General features: G+C 52.2%; 11 protein-coding genes and 1 tRNA gene. 6 read left to right on the forward strand and 6 right to left on the reverse strand.

Annotation, left to right across the window (positions count from 1 at the left end):
• Window positions 1-23 precede the first annotated feature (23 nt).
• The 5 genes from ACLHIL_RS02260 to ACLHIL_RS02280 all read left to right on the forward strand — a co-directional run bounded on the left by ACLHIL_RS02260 (window position 24) and on the right by ACLHIL_RS02280 (window position 7,252).
• Entirely contained in the window at window positions 24-980 is a 957-nt protein-coding gene (locus tag ACLHIL_RS02260; protein ID WP_411296323.1) for a helix-turn-helix transcriptional regulator, read from the forward strand.
• Window positions 973-1,977 (forward strand): WYL domain-containing protein, encoded by a 1,005-nt coding sequence (locus ACLHIL_RS02265; protein WP_411296324.1) that lies wholly within the window; start codon window positions 973-975, stop codon window positions 1,975-1,977. The genes ACLHIL_RS02260 and ACLHIL_RS02265 overlap by 8 nt, the downstream gene beginning before the upstream one ends.
• Window positions 1,977-4,619: a DEAD/DEAH box helicase gene (locus tag ACLHIL_RS02270; RefSeq protein ID WP_411296325.1), complete on the forward strand. Its 2,643-nt coding sequence runs from the start codon at window positions 1,977-1,979 to the stop codon at window positions 4,617-4,619. Before ACLHIL_RS02265 ends, ACLHIL_RS02270 begins: the two co-directional genes overlap by 1 nt.
• A gap of 358 nt (window positions 4,620-4,977) precedes the next feature.
• Complete coding sequence (gene lnt / locus ACLHIL_RS02275; RefSeq protein WP_411296326.1) at window positions 4,978-6,504, forward strand: apolipoprotein N-acyltransferase; 1,527 nt, start codon at window positions 4,978-4,980, stop codon at window positions 6,502-6,504.
• Between the two features lies 1 nt (window position 6,505).
• A complete protein-coding gene (locus ACLHIL_RS02280) occupies window positions 6,506-7,252 on the forward strand; it encodes a polyprenol monophosphomannose synthase (protein WP_411296327.1) in 747 nt (248 codons plus the stop codon).
• A gap of 196 nt (window positions 7,253-7,448) precedes the next feature.
• Here the strand turns inward: ACLHIL_RS02280 and ACLHIL_RS02285 are convergent, their stop codons facing one another.
• From ACLHIL_RS02285 to pepN, 5 genes are all read right to left on the reverse strand, one after another.
• Window positions 7,449-7,802 carry an RNA polymerase-binding protein RbpA gene (locus tag ACLHIL_RS02285; RefSeq protein WP_411296328.1) on the reverse strand — a complete coding sequence of 118 codons (354 nt, stop codon included), beginning with the start codon at window positions 7,800-7,802 and terminating at the stop codon, window positions 7,449-7,451.
• Between the two features lie 804 nt (window positions 7,803-8,606).
• Complete coding sequence (locus ACLHIL_RS02290; protein WP_411296360.1) at window positions 8,607-9,122, reverse strand: MerR family transcriptional regulator; 516 nt, start codon at window positions 9,120-9,122, stop codon at window positions 8,607-8,609.
• Window positions 9,123-9,296: 174 nt separating this feature from the next.
• Window positions 9,297-10,052, reverse strand: a complete 756-nt coding sequence (locus tag ACLHIL_RS02295) for a MerR family transcriptional regulator (protein ID WP_411296329.1) — start codon at window positions 10,050-10,052, stop codon at window positions 9,297-9,299.
• The gene (locus ACLHIL_RS02300; RefSeq protein ID WP_411296330.1) at window positions 10,052-10,501 is read right to left on the reverse strand and encodes an FHA domain-containing protein; all 450 of its coding nucleotides are present in this window, start codon (window positions 10,499-10,501) and stop codon (window positions 10,052-10,054) included. The genes ACLHIL_RS02295 and ACLHIL_RS02300 overlap by 1 nt, the downstream gene beginning before the upstream one ends.
• A gap of 111 nt (window positions 10,502-10,612) precedes the next feature.
• Window positions 10,613-13,159, reverse strand: coding sequence for an aminopeptidase N (gene pepN / locus ACLHIL_RS02305; protein WP_411296331.1), 2,547 nt, complete (start codon window positions 13,157-13,159; stop codon window positions 10,613-10,615).
• Between the two features lie 115 nt (window positions 13,160-13,274).
• Between pepN and ACLHIL_RS02310 the strand changes: the two genes are divergently transcribed.
• Window positions 13,275-13,348: transfer RNA gene (locus ACLHIL_RS02310), tRNA-Pro, on the forward strand.
• A gap of 503 nt (window positions 13,349-13,851) precedes the next feature.
• On the opposite strand, the gene ACLHIL_RS02315 is transcribed toward ACLHIL_RS02310, so the two are convergent.
• Window positions 13,852-17,397 carry a beta-N-acetylglucosaminidase domain-containing protein gene (locus tag ACLHIL_RS02315; RefSeq protein ID WP_411296332.1) on the reverse strand — a complete coding sequence of 1,182 codons (3,546 nt, stop codon included), beginning with the start codon at window positions 17,395-17,397 and terminating at the stop codon, window positions 13,852-13,854.
• Window positions 17,398-17,693 lie beyond the last annotated feature (296 nt).

Consider the following 17,693-nt stretch of genomic DNA (forward strand, 5'->3'; position numbering starts at 1 on the left):
TTCACTTTAGTAAGGTGGCAAGTATGAGCACAACGCCAGAACCCTCATCCGGTTATGCGATTGGTGATGAGGAGCCGGAGTACGTCGGGTATCGTAAAGGGGATCGGCTTCCGGCGTTATTGCTCGCTTTACAATCAGGGTCGGTGACGATAGCGGATCTGCTGCGGCTGCCGGTTTATCGCGAAGCGAACTCGACAACGATATACAACGATATTCGCCAGTTGCGCCAGAGCGGCTATCTTATTTCCTCTCATGATGGGAAGTTTTTCCTGGAGTGCAACCCTATAGATCTTTCTTCAGCACATATTGGCACGCTCAGTGCGATTCGCTATATCTGCCGTAGTGCCGCCTGGCATACCGCGCCTTCGCGAGCAAGTATTACGAAGTTATTGGGATACGGTGACGATCCTGGCGATTTTTCTGACGCGATAGATGTTGCCAGCGTGAGGTATGCCGGAGTTGCGTCAGTGCTCGCGGCAATCCAGCATCGCAAACGGATCCGGTTTCAATATTGCTCAACGCGCCACTGTCAGGTTCGTTCTTATGTTGTTGAGCCGTATCAGATTGGGAATATTCGAGGATCGTTCTACCTTCGGGGCTATCAGTGTGAGCCGAGCGTGGAAGATGGTCAACGGGTATATAAGATGTCTCGTATTGTTGGTGGGATCGAAGAATTAGCACAGACGGTGGAAGATCGCGATGGTTCTGCCTCAAAATCTGCACTCGATCCAGTGGCGGCAACACTGTTAGCATTTCGCTATATTCCGCTGTTGGAACGGGCTGATGAGGTGCGACCAGCCGCAGGCGGGGGATTTGTGTGTAGGTTTTGTGCCATTGATCGTCGGGAGCTGTATGAGGATCTCGTATTTTATGGCGCAGATACTGTGTTGTGTGCTCCGCCGTCATTAGTTGCCGATTTCCGTGCCAGGATGATCCATATTCGTGCCATTACTCAGCGGGTGGGGCGATTTGATGAGTGATATTGAGTTGGCTCGTAAAATTGCCATATTGACGAAGTTGGCGCGTAAGGATATGTCAATTCGGGAGATTGCCCGTGAGCTACAGATGCGCATAGCGGATGTGCAGCTCGCCTTGACTCAGCTAGCTACGTTAGAACGTCAGGAAGAATCTGGTTTCTACTCAACGTTGGTGGACTTGGATTATCAGTTATCCGAGTTAGATGAACCTGTCGTTTTATTGACTGATGAGTCTCATCTGGCGCCATATTTTTCGTTGTTTGATGTGGTATGTGTGCTGACTGTTATTGGTCAGTTGTTGTCGGTTGTTTCAGAACATTCATCGGCGTATGACGAGTTGATCCATGTGCGCCATGTTCTTCTTGACGCTTTAGAGCGGGCGGGGTACGCGCAGGTGTTGTGGATGATGCCGTTGCTGGCGAATCGTTCACCTGTTATGCATACGGTGTTAGAGGCAATCAATCGTCGGCTTGCGCTCGATATTGTCTATCTTAAAAGCCGCGATACTCCGAGGGTTGACCGGCCAGTTCAGGAGCGTATCCGTATTCTTCCCACTCAGATTCTTCTTGATCGGCGAGCTTACCTGGTGGCGCGTAGGATCACGACGGAGGCAACTATTTCTCGGTCGGTGCGCCATTATCGTATTGACCGGATAGCGCATGCGCAGCTATGCACTGATATTGTTGTGTCAGAAAAGACGCGAAATGAGGTGAATCGCTCTGCTCGTGCTGCTCGGTTTTGTGGGGTGGATGTGACGCTGACGTGTAGGTCGGCAGGGCGCTGGTTGGCGGAGGAGATCGCGGATGCGCGTTGCCGTTTTGTTGGGGAGAATATCCAGATAACGTTTCCTGTGGCGCGGCTATCTTGGCTGTTTTCATTGGCGCTTCAGTTGGGTCCAGATTTGCTTCGTATTGAACCGACGTATGTGGCTGATGCCTTGGGCGAGTATGCGCGTGATTATTGTCAATATTTTGAGGATAACCAGGATGAGACGATCTGATGACTGATTCTCATATTGCCCGCTTTTTTATTGATCGTTATGCCCAGCGGGGGATAATTCTTGACGATTTTCAGCGTCAGGCTATGAGGGCTTTAGAGGCTGGCCATGATGTTCTGGTATGTGCCCCGACGGGATCAGGCAAGACAGTGGTCGCGGAATATGCGGTGGAATTGGCCTTAGCGCGGGAGCAGCGGTGTATTTACACTGCACCTATCAAGGCGCTATCTAATCAGAAATTTCGGGATCTGTGTTCGCGTATCGGAGCGGAACACGTCGGCTTATTGACCGGAGATCAGACGATCCGACGCCACGCGCCGATTCTTGTGGTCACCACGGAAGTCTTGCGCAATATGTTGTTTGTTCATGACGACATGATTTCGGATGTGGGATACGTCGTCCTGGATGAGGTTCATTATCTTGCAGATCCGTTTCGGGGGCCGGTATGGGAAGAAATCATTTTGCAATTGCCGGCTCAGGTGCGCCTGGTTTCGCTGTCAGCGACGATTGCGAATGTGGAGGAGTTTAGCCGCTGGTTGACCTCGGTTCGCGGCGAGGTTGAGGTGATCGTCTCTCAGGTGCGTCCGGTTCCTTTGCAACAGCATGTGGCGGTTGGTCATAAATTATTGCCGCTGTATGGTTCGTCGGGGGAGGTATCTGCGGCTTTACGGCGGGCCGATGAACGTATGTCGGAGCGCAGATCGGGGCGTATTGGCTTTTCTCGCCGTAAACGCATACTCGATATATTGGGGCGGCATGATCTGTTGCCGGCAATTGAGTTCATTTTTTCGCGTAAAGGTTGTGATCGGGCGGTCAGTGACCTCCTGGAGGCAGATATAACGTTAACTACTTCGGCTCAGCAGAAACAGATCGGGCAGCGGCTTAGTACATTGCGAGCTGCATTAACCGCAGAGGATCGACGGACGGTTCGTTTTGAGTATTGGGCACAGGCCATGCGGCGTGGATATTGCGCTCATCATGCGGGTATTTTTCCGCCATTGAAGGAGCTGGCTGAGGATCTCATGGAAGCTGGCTTGCTGAAGCTGGTCTATGCGACGGGCACTTTGGCATTAGGTATTGATATGCCGGTGCGCACTGTTGTTTTAGAAGAGACGAAGCGATGGAATGGCGCTGATTTTGTTGATCTGTCAGCAACTGAATATACCCAGCTCATCGGGCGTGCTGGTCGTCGTGGGCGAGATCAGGTGGGGCATGCAGTTGTTATGCATAGTTCTGATCTTGATGTCGATTATCTGGCTGATTTGGGTTCTGGTCGAGTAGATCCGCTCCTTTCCGCATTTTTCCCTTCATATAATTCGGTTGTTAATCTTTTGGCCTACCATGACTACGCCCAGGCGCGAGCTATTATGGGGACTTCCTTTGCACAGTTTCAGCGCAATGCTGATCTTGGGCAGATGCGTGGGCGAATTGCCCGACTGCGCGCACGGCTTGCACAGCTAGAGGAATCCTTGCAGGATATGTGCGAGTACGGCGATGTTCTCGATTACATTCGCGCCCGCGAACGTGGCGGGCGCGCCAGCAAATCGGCGCGTCGTCGAGCAAAAGAAGCGTACCGGCTTCGGATTATTGAATCGTGGAACGGTGTTCGCACTGGTCGGGTATATGCTTTTGCGTGCCACGGCGAGCTAGATTACGCAGTGGTGTTATCAGTTGGTAGTAAACGGCTGCGAATTATTGATGTATCGGGGGCATTGCGTTGGCTGTACTTTGACGATCTTTCTTCGGCATTGCGCGAAGTTGCTGATATTGATTTACCTTTCGGTATTTCGGTCAAAGATCGGGAGGTTCGTCGGGATATTGCCTCGCGGATTGATCGCCTTGTTCGGGATCGTTTTGAGTGGGGCGCTGATGCTGATCTTGAGATGTCGTGGGATCGTTTTGCGGATGTTTGTGATCCGGCTGTTCATAACCATCCGGTACATCAATGCCCACATCGAGCAGATCATATTGAATATGCGGCACAATGGGTGACGTTACATCGGCAGCTTGCTCACCTTGAGGAACAGTCCGAATCCTTTGACGATTCAGTGGCGAAAGAGTTCGATGCCACAGTTCGAGTGTTGGGGTATCTGGGCTATATTCAGGGTATTCCGAAAGATACAGCGGATTTTACAGATATTGCACCTCGCATTGGGCGAGTGAAATTAGCTGGGGGAGCGCAGCTATTGCGGGGAGTTCATTCGGAAGCAGATTTATTGATCTGCCTTTCGTTGGCGCAGGCGCAGTTGCGTGATCTGACCCCTGCAGAGTTTGCGGGCGTGATGTCTGTTTTTCTTGCGGATCGGCGTTTGGGTTCCGGGATGCCGACGCGCCCTGCGTTACGACGGGCATGGCGCGCTATTGAACGCGATCAGGAGTATCTGACTGCTATTGAAGCACAACAGGGGATTACTCGTACTCCAGAGCTGTTTACCGGCGCAATGGATGCGTTTTGTGCCTGGGCAGAGGGGGCGCAGTTGGAGCATGTGCTGCGTGCTGGAAATTTTGTTGTCGGTGATTTTATTTCTGCTAATCGACGGCTTATTGATCTGTTGGGGCAGGTTGAGATGGTTGAAGCAAGCGAGTATCTGACGTCTACAGCTCATCAGGCGCGGCTGGCAATCACTAAATGGACGTGGCTGTAAGAGTCTCTGGCATATCAGTGTTGCGTGTGCGCAAAGAGGGATGTGTAGTTGTCGTATGGGAAGCGAAATTGGCGGTCTGTGATATTTATGGAAACACACCCAGAAATACGACACGCCAACATCTTTTCAGTTTTCTCTACTGTTTGTGCAGGTGGTCTGGTGATTCTGGGCACGGTCTTAAAGTCCGCTTGCCCGCATACTCGTGCTGTGCGTACCCTATGAGAGGTGTTGGACGCAGGCACAGTGAGATCCGATAGAAAACGAGTGATATATCGGTCCGAGGGATCCTATATGTGCCTGCGTTTTTCACATCTATAGAGTTTTCGTATTTTCGGCACAGCATACAGCAGGTACTAAGATGGCCTATATGAGAATCGTGCTCGCCATCCTTGCCGGTTGTGGGCTATATGCTGCCAATACTCCGTTGCGATGGTGGGCCTTGATTGTTCCGGCCCTCATGTTTTTATGGTGGGCGGTGCGCGGTCAACGGGTTGGGCGAGCAGCGTGCCTGGGCATGTTGACCGGGCTGTGCTACTTTATGCCATTGTTTTCTTGGGCAGCAGTCGCGGCGCAAACGCCGATAGCGCTTGTGGCATTAGCTGGCGTTGAATCCTGCTATATCTCGCTATGTGCGGCGTTGTGGGCCTTATCCTCGCGCGTCGCGCCTAATGTGCCGCGCCCATACCGCATCGCCGTGCGCGCAGGATGTGCAGCGGCTATCTGGACGGCAATAGAGCAGCTACGTTGTTGTTGGCCTCTTGGCGGGATGCCGTGGGGCAGACTGGGATTTGCTCTGGTTGATTCTCCGATGGCTTCGCTAGCGCCGTATGGCTCAACTGCCCTTATTGCCTTCGTCTGTGTTATGGCTGCGGTTATCGCTGTTGAGGGGATTAGTCGTTCGTATTTAGCGAGCAGTTGTGCGGTGGGGCTGGCCGGGGTGTTTATCGTCGTGCCAGCTATTATTCCAGGTGGAGTGCGCCCGGTCGGCGCCACAATATCTGTTGCCGTTATTCAAGGCGGGGTTCCTGACGATTCGACACCAGATAAGGCGCGTATTGTCACGGAAAATCACATTGCCCAAACCCGTCAGTTATTTTCGAGGTTATCAACGAAACCGGATCTGGTGTTATGGCCGGAATCCTCGTCTGATCGAGACATTCGTGTTGATCCGGAGCTGGGTCCACAGGTGATGAACCTGGTCAATGATATTGGCGTCCCGTTGGTGATGGGGACGCAACGTTATGAACCTGATGGGCGGTATAACGATGTGCTGGTTATTGTCCCGCATCGCGGTCCGATAGCGTATTATCGCAAACAACATCCCGTCCCATTTGGGGAATATGTTCCACTGCGAACGCAGATACGTTCATTTGCCCCGGCAGTTGACCGTATTAGCAAGGATATGTTGCCCGGTGATGGGATAGCCGTTCTGGATGTTCCTTTGGTACATGGCACGATTCGCCTGGCAGTGCCGATCTGTTTTGAAATCGCAGATGAGGAGATTGTTGCTCGGGCAGTTAAAGCCGGTGCTGAGCTCATTGTTGTGCCGACGAATAATGCGTCATTTGGGAAGAGTGAGCTTGGGAATCAGCAGTTCGACATCACTCGTTTTCGAGCCCGAGAGCATGGACGGACGGCGATTCAAGTATCGACATCCGGGGTTTCCGGGGCGAGTAATTCGCGATCAGTAACACAGTATCGCACTGCGCCGCTCAGTGTTGATGCTCGTGTTATTCAGGTGGCTCGCCATACTCAGTTGACGCCAGCGACCCAGACGTACCTCCAGCGGTGGTGGGTGGTGTGGATTCTCGGAGCCTCAGCTTCTCTTGGCGTGAGTGTAGCTGCCTTACTTGAGCTTCGGGTGCAACGAAAGGCAAAGCGCTGATATGACTCGTATTCTCATTTGTATCCCGACGTACAATGAGCGGGAGAGTTTGCCTGATATTCTGCAGCGCACGCGACGGGCCGTTCCACAGTGCGATATTTTGATCATCGACGATGCCTCTCCGGATGGTACCGGGCAGTATGCACAGCAGTGTGCAGACGCAAATGCTGCGGTTTTTGTGCTACATCGCGAACAGAAAACTGGATTGGCAGATGCGTATTTTGCTGGTTTTCGTTGGGCGATAGCCCGAGGATATGATTTTGCCTGTCAGATGGACGCCGACGGATCGCACCAGCCGGAGCAGTTGCCTGCATTATTGCAACGCGCTGTGGCGCCGGATAGTCCTGAATTGGTGATTGGATCTCGGTGGGTTGCCGGTGGGGAAGTGGTGAACTGGCCAAAGTATCGCCAGGTACTCTCTCGTGCTGGAAATAGGTATGTGCGAGCACTTACCGGCTTGCCCGTTAGTGATGTGACGGCAGGATTTCGTGTCTATCGCACGGATTTGCTGCGTCGGATAGATTTTAATGACGTATCCGTGCATGGATATTTCTTTCAGGTTGATATGACGTATCGAGCTGAACAACTAGCAGCTCGTATTGTCGAAGTCCCGATTTCTTTCACGAATCGAACCTTAGGGGTATCGAAGATGTCGTCGCGCATTATTGGCGAGGCCTTCGTGCACGCAACCTCTCTGGGAGTGCGCAGGCGCTGGTCGCAGCTACGTCGCCGGATTACTTCTCGATAGCTCTGCAGTGAGGAAGGTGGCGTGGCAAATCTGCGTGTAGCTTGCCCGTTGAGGGTAATTGCTGTTTGCAGGGTGCTCTCGGCAAGAGCTAGGTGTAGTTGTGGGGTGTGTGATTGGTATAATATTGTACCAATCACACACCCCACATTGACTACCGATTACATCTCATTGCGCGCTGGCGGCAGGATCTACGCGGTTAACTGTGCCGGCGCGTATGTAGTTTGCCTGCACGTAGCAACGCTAGGCGTTCTTCGAGCAATACCTTTAATTCTTCTTCAGAGCGACGCTCCAGGAGCATATCCCAGTGTGTGCGCTGTGGTTTTGCTGGTTTTGCGTCATCGTCGGTTGCTGAGCCGACGAGCTCGGCAGGCGCTCCGCATTTACATTCCCAGGTCTGTGGTGCTTCCGCTTCTGAAGCGAAAGTGACGTTAAAGGTGTGGTTATTTGAGCAGGTGTAGGCTTCCTGGCGTCGTGCGACGAAGGAGACGCCAATATCTGATTCGAGTGAGTGTGCGCCGATGCGCATTCCGCGCAGTGAGCGTTCTGCCATGTGTTCCTCCTAAATCAATACACATAAATTATATTGCTCGGCACAAACGTCGGTTTCACAGGGGCGTTAATGGCTAAATTCTAAGGAAAGATAGGCCTATATAGATTCTGTCAACATATCTAAAGATCCGATAATGCACATTATGACAAATTAGCAGTGGGAAAACGAGAAACCCGGAACGGGTGCTTTTATGTAGTTATCAACTCAGAGATTATTAACCCGCCACCGCTACCCTGCAGACCGTATACAGACGGAAGCAGACCTAAAACTTACTGCTTTGCCACATTTCATGCCTTGTACGAACATGAACGAATCCGAAAACGTTACCCGACGACAAATGCATGCCGGCGCCGCATTGAACATATCCTTGCTCCCATGCGCCAACTCGTATGCTCGTGACGTATATGAGCGAGCCGTATTTTTTACGACTAATTCACTCTCAGATCCAACCGTCAGCTTTAGTCGCATTGCCAACAGTATTGACATCCATCACGTAAGACATCTACATCAATCAACGCAGATAACATCAACAGCGAGCCGACAAGATATACCTGCAATACTGCCAAAGGTAAGCTACGTGCTCTGGTATTCGATCCTCCGGTGCAATCTCTCCAGCCATCGCGACGCAGATGAATCCATCTAGCGACGACGCTTGCTGATTGACCGCATACTTGCGCTTTCTTATTGGCATATTTATCTCTGCGGGGCGTGACCAGCATAAAGCGCGGAAATAAAAGACGGGGCCGCACAAAGGCGACCCCTTATTCCACGTGCATGTGCGAGGAGCACGCACGTGGACTCTTATTACATCGCGTCACGTCGCGCTTGGCGGCGCAACGCTAGTTCATCTACTATAGCGCTATTTTCGGCATGTTCGGCGGGAATTTCCGAAAGTTCACACTCAATTTCTCGCCACACTCGACCAACTGCGATGCCGAAAACCCCTTGACCGCCGTTAATCAAATCAATAACTTCATCGTCTGACGTGCACAAATACACAGAAGCGCCATCGCTCATCAAGGTAATTGACGCCAGATCTGCTACCCCATAGGACTCTAGCTGAGCAATAGCTTTACGCAGTTGCTGTAGTGAAATGCCAGTATCCAACAGGCGCTTAATGACTTTTAGGACGAGAACATCGCGGAAAGAATATAGCCGTTGCGAACCAGATCCATGAGCTGAGCGGATCGTCGGTTCTACTAAACCAATACGATCCCAGTAATCTAGCTGGCGGTAGGTAATCCCCAAGGCGCGGCAAATCGCCGGACCGCGGTATCCGCAGTCAGCATCCTGATGAGAAGTTTGTTCGCCAAACAGCATCCCCTGCGTAAGTTGCGGATGAACGTTGCGTGCTGCTGCGTCGCTCACGTCCCCTCCTTCATTCGTGTGTCTCCGCAGTGCGCCTATCCTGCGTGGATTGCGCCATTGCGAAGTTGAGTTTCGCTCAGTGTGTCGTATAGCCGTGTCTCAAGTATAACTTTAACTATTGCGTTCTTAGCGAAGCTCCACGTCAATATTTTCAAAAAGTAATGCACGATACAGATGTGACAGCATTCCAGCGAATTCTGCAGATTCGTTGGCAACCCGTTCGCGTGCTACCGGCGTGTTTCGAGCACGCTCAGTAGCCAATAGTTGCACGACATTAACAGCGTGCGCATGTGCGGCCGTGCGAACCTGCCGCAAACTCCGCAAATCCATCCCCTGCTCAGTTAACATCATGGCATAGCGCACGATATCAACAGCTTGAGCAGTCAAACGCCCACGAGCGTCAGTTTGCAGAAAACCAATAGCGATATATTCCTCAATATCTGCTAGTGACGCGCCAGTAAGCGAAGCTAATTCATCCTTATGCAAACGAGCACCCGGACTTGGACGCACCACTTCCCCACTGGAAACAGCTCTCATACGAGCTGGATGCTCCCGAGCAACCAAGCCCATATCCAACTGCCGAAGCATCTCCTTGATCTGCGGCAAGCTCACATACCTATCCCGCTGCTCAATAAGAATAAACCGCAAGCGCTCAACATCTGCCGAAGAAAATAACCGCTGGTTTGATTCCGTTCGATGCGGCTCAATCAGCCCTTGAGACTCAAAATACCGCACCTTTGAGGCTGCCAAAAACGGAAATTCCCCCTGCAATTGCGCAATAAGCTCACCAATCTTCAACGTGGGCACATGAGAAACCTCATGCGGCCAAGAAAAAGCTCCCTGCGGTGAACGAGCAGCAGAAACTGAAAATGCTGGCGTCATTAGCTGACCTTAGGTGCTGAGTAGAACGTTAGCTGGAACTTACCGATACGAACCTCGTCTCCGTCTTCCAGCTTTGCCTCTTCCACCTGCTCCATATTGACGTATGTGCCATTAAGTGAACCAGAATCTCGTACAAAGAAATCCTGACCAGAACGCAACAACAGCGCATGTTTACGCGAGACGGTCACATCATCAAGGAAAATATCCGACTTCGGATGCCGCCCAACCGTCGTAGAATCGGCATTCAACAAGAAACGAGCACCCATATTCGGACCAGCAACCGAAATCAACAGCGCCGACGTTGCTGGCAACGCTTTGATGGTTGCAATATCTTCAGCATCAAGACCATGACGCGCTGGCTGATAATCAACGCTAGCAGCACTAACGGCTGTTAATCGTGAGGTTGACGTCGGATCTTGACCGTGCGGGTGAACCTCGTAATCTGCCATTGGAATGCTCCTCGTATCTTCGTTCCTTTAACTGTATCCGACGACGCTGCTCGTGTCATGGCGGATCTCATTTTGTTCACGGATTGACAAAGCCTGCACTACCACACGTGCTTAGGCAGTGGCTCGATACGCCCGCTGAGCACGCAACATACGCAGATGATCGTCATGGCAATCCAGAATGACCTTACGTAAAGCCGGTGCCGCATCCACTGAGTTCAGCCACTGCCTAGCCGCACGCTCTTGCACATTCTCCTCGCCCGGCACATCGTCACTAAAGGGATACAAGCCATAAATAATGCGCTCGGCAATCTCTTGAGAATGATCTGCCCAAACCTGATTTACCATAGCGAAATAATCGCCTACTGCCGCACAACGTTCCGCATAACGCAACGGCTTCACCATAGCGTCAATCAAAGCGGAAACGTGGTCATTAGAAAGCTTTCCCCCACGAATCTCAGCAAATGCGTGAGCACAATGCCCAGGCAACGACGCAACAGCCTCACGATGTGCAACGACATCACAGGCTGCTCCGGTGCGTGCCAACTGCGCATCCAGTTCTGCCTGGTCTATTGCGTCAATCGCCGCCAACGCCGTCAGATACTTCCACTGCACGTCAGCATCGGTAACTGAACTGAGAATTGCGCGTAACTGTTCAGCCCGATGCGGCAGTGACTCCCCAATACGGGCTAATATCCGAGTCCAAATCAGTCGGGAATCACCTGTGGCCTCCTCACGCACAGCACAGCCACGAGTGAAGAACTCGTCAAGTAACTGCGTGCGAACCTGGCAATCCGTAAACGAGCGCAAGGCACTTAATGCAGTACTCAGGCGAGTATTAAGGAGATCAGACGGAGTATCCGGCGCGGAATTCAGCACAAAATTCAGATAGGTGCTCGGATCGAGGCGCCCGTCGCGCACCATATTCCACAACGTTCCACTCAGCACCGAACGAGACAGCGGATTATCCAGCTCACATTCTAAAGCAGCCGCAACAGACTGCGGATCCAAAGCAATCTTGATATACGACAGGGATTCGTCATTTGCTAAGAGCAACTCACAATCACGACCGCCTAACTCCTCCCACGGCACAACGACGCTATCGACCAGCTCAATCTCGCAACTCCCACGGCGCGTCAGGTTACGCGAGTCTCCCTCCTCGCCACCAGTGCAACGAGTCCATCGGGAAAGACGCAGACGGTGTGGACGACGAATCGGCGTGGCAGTGAGCGGGTCATCACCAATCTGAGTCAGGCGCACACCAGATTCTTCCCGTTCAATTTGAACCGTGGAGACGCCTGCTGTTTCCAACCACTGCGCCGCCCAGGTGCGAACGTCTCTGCCGGATACGCTCGATAAAGCGTCAAGGAAATCAGCGAGGGTGGCGTTTGCAAACTCGTGTTTCCGGAAAAGCTGACGAGCACCGGCGAAAAAGGCTTCTTCCCCAACCCAGGCAACAAGTTGACGCAAGACAGCCGCGCCCTTTGCATAGGTGATCCCATCAAAAGCTTGATCAGCAGCCTCTAAGTCTGGAATATCAGCCACAATAGGATGGGTTGTTGGGTACTGGTCATTCTTCAAGGCCCACATCAGCCGACTACCGGCAAAATTCTCCCATGCTTCAACGTATTGAGTGGCCTGAACGCTGGCCCACGCTCCCATAAATTCGGCAAAAGACTCTTTCAACCACAGATCATCCCACCACTGCGGAGTAACTAAATCTCCAAACCACATGTGGCTCATCTCGTGCAGGATAGTGTTTGCTCGTCCAGCGCGTTGCGCACGGGTGGACTCCCCGCGGAAGATATACGAATCTTCACAGAAGGTCACACAGCCAGGATTCTCCATTGCTCCGAGGTTGTACTCCGGAACGAAAACCGAATCGTACTTCCCCCACGGATAGGGATAGTCAAAGGTGTGCGGCAATAATCGCAGACCTTGCTTCGTCACCGTCGATATATCATCGAAATCGAAGTATTGTGCCAAGGTTTTCCGGCAATAGAACCCTAGATCAATCTGTTGCCCATCAACATCTACCTGGTCAGTGAAACGATGATATGGACCAGCAATGAAGGCCGTGAGATAGGTAGACATCCGCTTCGTCTGGGCGAACGAATGACGCTGACAGGCCATTCCGGCGCTATTAGCCTCACAGGATTCGACGTGAATAGCGCTGCGATTGGATAACGCGATCCAATGTGCCGGAGCTGCAATGCTGATAGTGAACTGGGCCTTCATATCGGGTTGCTCAATATTAGGAAATACCCGACGAGCATCGGCAGGCTCGAATTGGCTGTAAAGATACGTCTCGTTATCTTCTGGATCCGTGAAGCGATGTAGGCCTTCCCCACTTGTGGAATACACCCCACGTGCTCGCACGGATACGGAATGATCCCCGCTAGGTAACTGTACGGCGATACGCGCCCCGTCAAAAACGATCGGCTGCGGTATGCCGTCAATGGCAACCGCGCTTACCTCATGACCGACGAAATCGAGAAAGGTATCACATGCCGTATCACAATGCAGATTAATACGGGAAAGAACGTCAAAATACGGGGTATCCAGGACCGCATCTCGCACGTCCAGATCAATGAAATACTCGTGGATGTTGACGTGTTGAGCGCGCTGTTGAGCCTCAAGACGGGAAAGATTATCATTCACCTCCCCATTTAATCGCGCATATTTCGATGATGCAAAACTAATGTGATGTCACATTGCCGATAGGAATTACATTTTGGTTACACGCCCGACGTCAGATAAGATGAGAGGCGTCGTACGGGCTATAGCGCAGTTTGGTAGCGCACTTGACTGGGGGTCAAGGGGTCGTGGGTTCAAATCCCGCTAGCCCGACGAAAAGCCCTGAATCACTAGGAAAAGTGGTTCAGGGCTTTCTGTTTTAGAAGTGAGGGGGGGTAAAAGAGATCTAAAATGAAAAGATTCCCGAGGCCTCACCCAACGGCATGCCATCTCGTGCCGCTGCTGTTTATAAAGATCTTCTTTCCATTCTCAACGCATTACCTATACGCCCGTGGGCTTGCAGTACGGGTTCTTGTGCGCGGGTCGCAAGCGGCCCCGAGTAGCTTTCTCTGGAGCTCAGTGAGCTCTTGTGCGCGCTGCTATTGGGGTGCAGTAATTCTGCCCTGGTCAAGCCGTTACCGAACATACGCAATCTTCTGATACATAGCATCAGCAGCAACCGCCTCTAACGCAATCAATACGTCGATATACCGAGTTGGCTAGCGTATCGGCGTCGCAAAGAGCGAGGCAGTATAAGCCACGTATTGGGCGCATATATACATGTGGTGGGGAAAGAAAACCTTTCCCCACCACATCAAGCAAAATTAGCTTGCGTATTACTTCTGACGGCTAGCGCGCAACGTGAGGACTGCTCCCCCTGCGATCAACATCGCTGCGAAGATCGCAACGAACAAAACGCTCGCGCCAGTGTGTGATAGCCCAGGTGCGGGCTTTGCCTCAGGGGCAACCAGCTTCAGCGGCTTAGCAACCACAACATCTGGGGATGTTCCCGTTACCTCTACACGGTATAGCCCCAACGCCAAAGCAGCGTCCAACGGAAGGTTCACTCGGAACGTACCGTCTGCAGAAGCTGTAAGGGTCTGAGAGAAGGCCGGTTTCGCCGGCTGTGCCGAATTATCCGGATTCGTCATCGGCGTCAGGCGCAATACAAGCTGCTGATTCGGGGCGAATCCGCTACCGGAAACCGCGATGGCCTGCCCAGGTGACGCCTGTGCGGGCACATCCAAGCTGGGATTAATCGTCGGTGCCGGTGGAACAACATCTGCTCCTTTAACCGTCAACTGCGTTGTCGCAGGAGCCTTTGACGTCGTCCCCAGTGCCTGAATCGTGTACGTGCCAGGAGCCAAATCGCCAGGAACCGTGAAGGTAAAGGTTACGTCGCCCTTCTCATCTGCTGGCCACTTGCCGATCGGGAATGGATCAGTAGCTCCGCTCGCATCATTGGCCCGCGGAATCATAATGACAAAGTCGATGTCCTCGTCTGCAGCAAAACCAGTTCCCGTAATAGTAACGGGGGTCTTAACTGCAACCGGATCCGACGGGCCAGTGATCTTTGGTGCGTAGCTCGGAGGCTCTGGCTGTACGGGTGCTACCGAAATAGGAGCACACTTCGCCTGCGGCAAAGCCTCGGAACGTAAACCAAATTCCGTGATAGACGGGGCTGGTGAATCCGGATCTACCAACAGGCGCAGCCCGGTAACATTTCCACCCGTGATTGGCCATGCAAAGAACGGGCTATCCGCGGAGACGGTACCGAGGTCCGTCCATTCCCCACTACCCTGCTTAATCTGCGCCTTGCCCTTTGCCGTACCTAGTAGCACGGCAGCTTTTGCATCCTGGGCAGACGTCGGCGTGTAAGTAAGATGACCACCCTTCTCAGGTACTCCGGTAGCAAGCATCGCCGTATTGAGGTTTGCGTCAAAAGCCATCGGCGCTTCAGCGCCCACCTGCAGCGGAAGATCCGTTGTCATCGGCATTCCACCAGAGATAGCGAAAATGATTTCCCGGATCTGCCACCACTTATTAGACTTGACGGCCGATTCAAAACGCACGTAACGCATCTCCTTCGGCTGATCGAGCTTAATTTCTACCTTTGCCAGATCGTTGTACGTTCCGATTTCATCCCACTTCTGACCGTCAATGGAGGATTTAACCTTCATAGAGGTCACCACGTCGCCGCCGGTATCCGTATCGGATTTCCCTTGGTGCAACACAATGGCGGAAACCGACTTCGTTGCCTGCAAATCAACCTGGACACCCTGACCAACATCGGGGCTCGCATTGGACCAGTACATTGTCTCAGTATTGCCATCGAGCATATTCTCTGGCACATATTTATCGTAATGTCCGAAATCACTCTTAACTGTTGGGGCAGCGCCAAGATCAACAGCCTTCAAATCGAGGAGTTTCTCCAGAGAGCTCTTCGCTCCATCGACCATCTCATCAAACTTGCCGTCGCCAACCTTAGGGATAATCGACTTTTCTTTCAAAACGAAGTTTGAATCCATGTCATCAACTGCTGGTTGACGAGCGGTGTTAACGTGCTGGCGCATACTCGCATACGCCTCGGCCGCAGCCTTCATATCCGTACACTGCGCCGCTTCCCGCACATCCAATGCCTTCAACGAGGCCTCTGCCCATTCGGCAGCCGCACGAATCCACGGTTCAGCGTCGTTATAGAATCCCGGAACAGCCATCTTCTTCAGCGTTTCCGGAGCCTGACGGATAACCTCAAGGCGCTTGGCCAGTTGCTGCTTGGCAGTGGTCAAGGAGGCGGTATTCGAGATCACCCCGTCAGTACCCAAATGCTTTTCATACTCAGCTAGATCAACGCTGAGCTTCGGTGCTCGCTTGGAATCTGGATCATGGGATTCCCAGTACTGGTTTAGATCCACAAAAGCATCGAGGGTCTCATGGACCTTAGGATCTGTGCCTGCCAGCTCGCGCAAAATCGCTTCTTGTGAGGAATCCGCTTTGAATCCTGGCGTATTCCAGGTGTAATCAGCAAAACCTTGGAGTGCAATCCAGGAGGCATAGGGCTGGATCATTGGATTTGAGGTGAATCCGTCCAACACCTCATGCAGGGTTTGATCTCGCCCAAACAGTGGCTGGAGGAATAGTCGGTTACGATCGCCATCGTTGACGGGGAAGTTATCCCAAATAAACATGTGATGCGTGTTGTAGGTGACGAGAGCGCTATCAACGGAAGATCGAGTTACTTCCTTGGAGAACACACCTTCACCCGTCCACTGCATCCGGATGTCTTTATCAAGACGTTCACCTTGTGCCGTCTTAAATGGATCACGTGCGGAACCATTGTAGTTAGTTGGAACCATCATCAGCGGATTGAGCTTATTCGGAACAATCCACTCCTTCTGGATCTTGTTCAAGTAGTAGCTCTGCGCATCTGCTAACTGGGTCCACGGACCGCGTGAGGGGAAAGCCGCGAAATCTTCCTGGCACTTCAGGTACGGGCTAATATCGTCAAGCGCCACATAGAAAGAATGCACACCAATGCTACGCAGTTGCTCAAACTTATTGATCGTCGCCGTGTAATCTTCTTGCTTCGAATAGCAAATATCGTTACCCGGAGAGATCGCAAAGACGAAATCTAAGTGATAGCGGTTGGCCTGATCGACCAGTTCGCGAATCTTTGCTAGCTCTGCGTCTGGGTAGGGCGCGCGCCATTGGGCACGCAGGTAGCGATCATCTTTCGGCGTGTAGATATAGGTGTTCATCTTGTGCTTTGCCGAGAACTCCAACATATCTAGCCGAGCTTGATGCGACCACGGCTGCCCATAGAAGCCTTCAATGACACCACGGATCGGCATTGACGGCCAATCACGGACGGTACCCGTCAGCGAGCCTCCATTGAGCATCTGCCGCGCGGTTTGAGTTCCGTAGTATGTTCCGGCAGCATCTTTTCCTTCAATGATCACCGTGGGAACGCCGTCAATGAGCGCTGTGGTTAACACGTACCCATTTGCGACCAAAGCTGAGGAGTTCTCAACATTAGCCTTTTTCAGAGCGTCGGCGACGGCAGGATCACCAAGAGTGCCAATAATAACTTGTGCAGCAGCATCATCAGTTGCGATCGTGCCTCCTGCAGCACGAACGAGCTCCTGGATACTTTCTGCGGTTGCTGCGTCTGCCATGCCGGTACCCGTGACCGCCACTGTTCCCGATAATGCAACCGGAGTCGCTGACGCAGCCACAGATTGCGGCGTGGGCAAAATCTGTGACGTGGAAGCTGAATCATCTGCATGTGCTGGCGCAGCACTGCCGACTAGCCCTGAATAGAGCGTACCAAAAGCAAGTGCGCCGGCCGTGATTACAGATAGCAATGAACGTGCTCGTTTCATAACCTCATTGTTTCTGTCGTAGCAGTAAAGGACTCTCCCATCTTAGTGCCCGCTTGTGACAGTAACAACACTGTTAAATAAGGCAAAAGCAGCAACTCCGACTGATTACTGAGGGTTTTCCGACATTCGTGGACTAACCTGACACAGCCTCTAAAGCGGTAAGTCTGTTTCTGTTTCTCTCGCCTTAAACAGGACGTATTTTTGGCGTATTTACTCTGCTAGCGCATAGCTAGCCGTTAATTAAACCCCTTTTGTTATCGTTAAATAATCTGGGCAGCGTTTACTGTCACTTAGCC

This window comes from Trueperella sp. LYQ143 (assembly GCF_046599595.1).
Lineage (GTDB): Bacteria > Actinomycetota > Actinomycetes > Actinomycetales > Actinomycetaceae > Trueperella.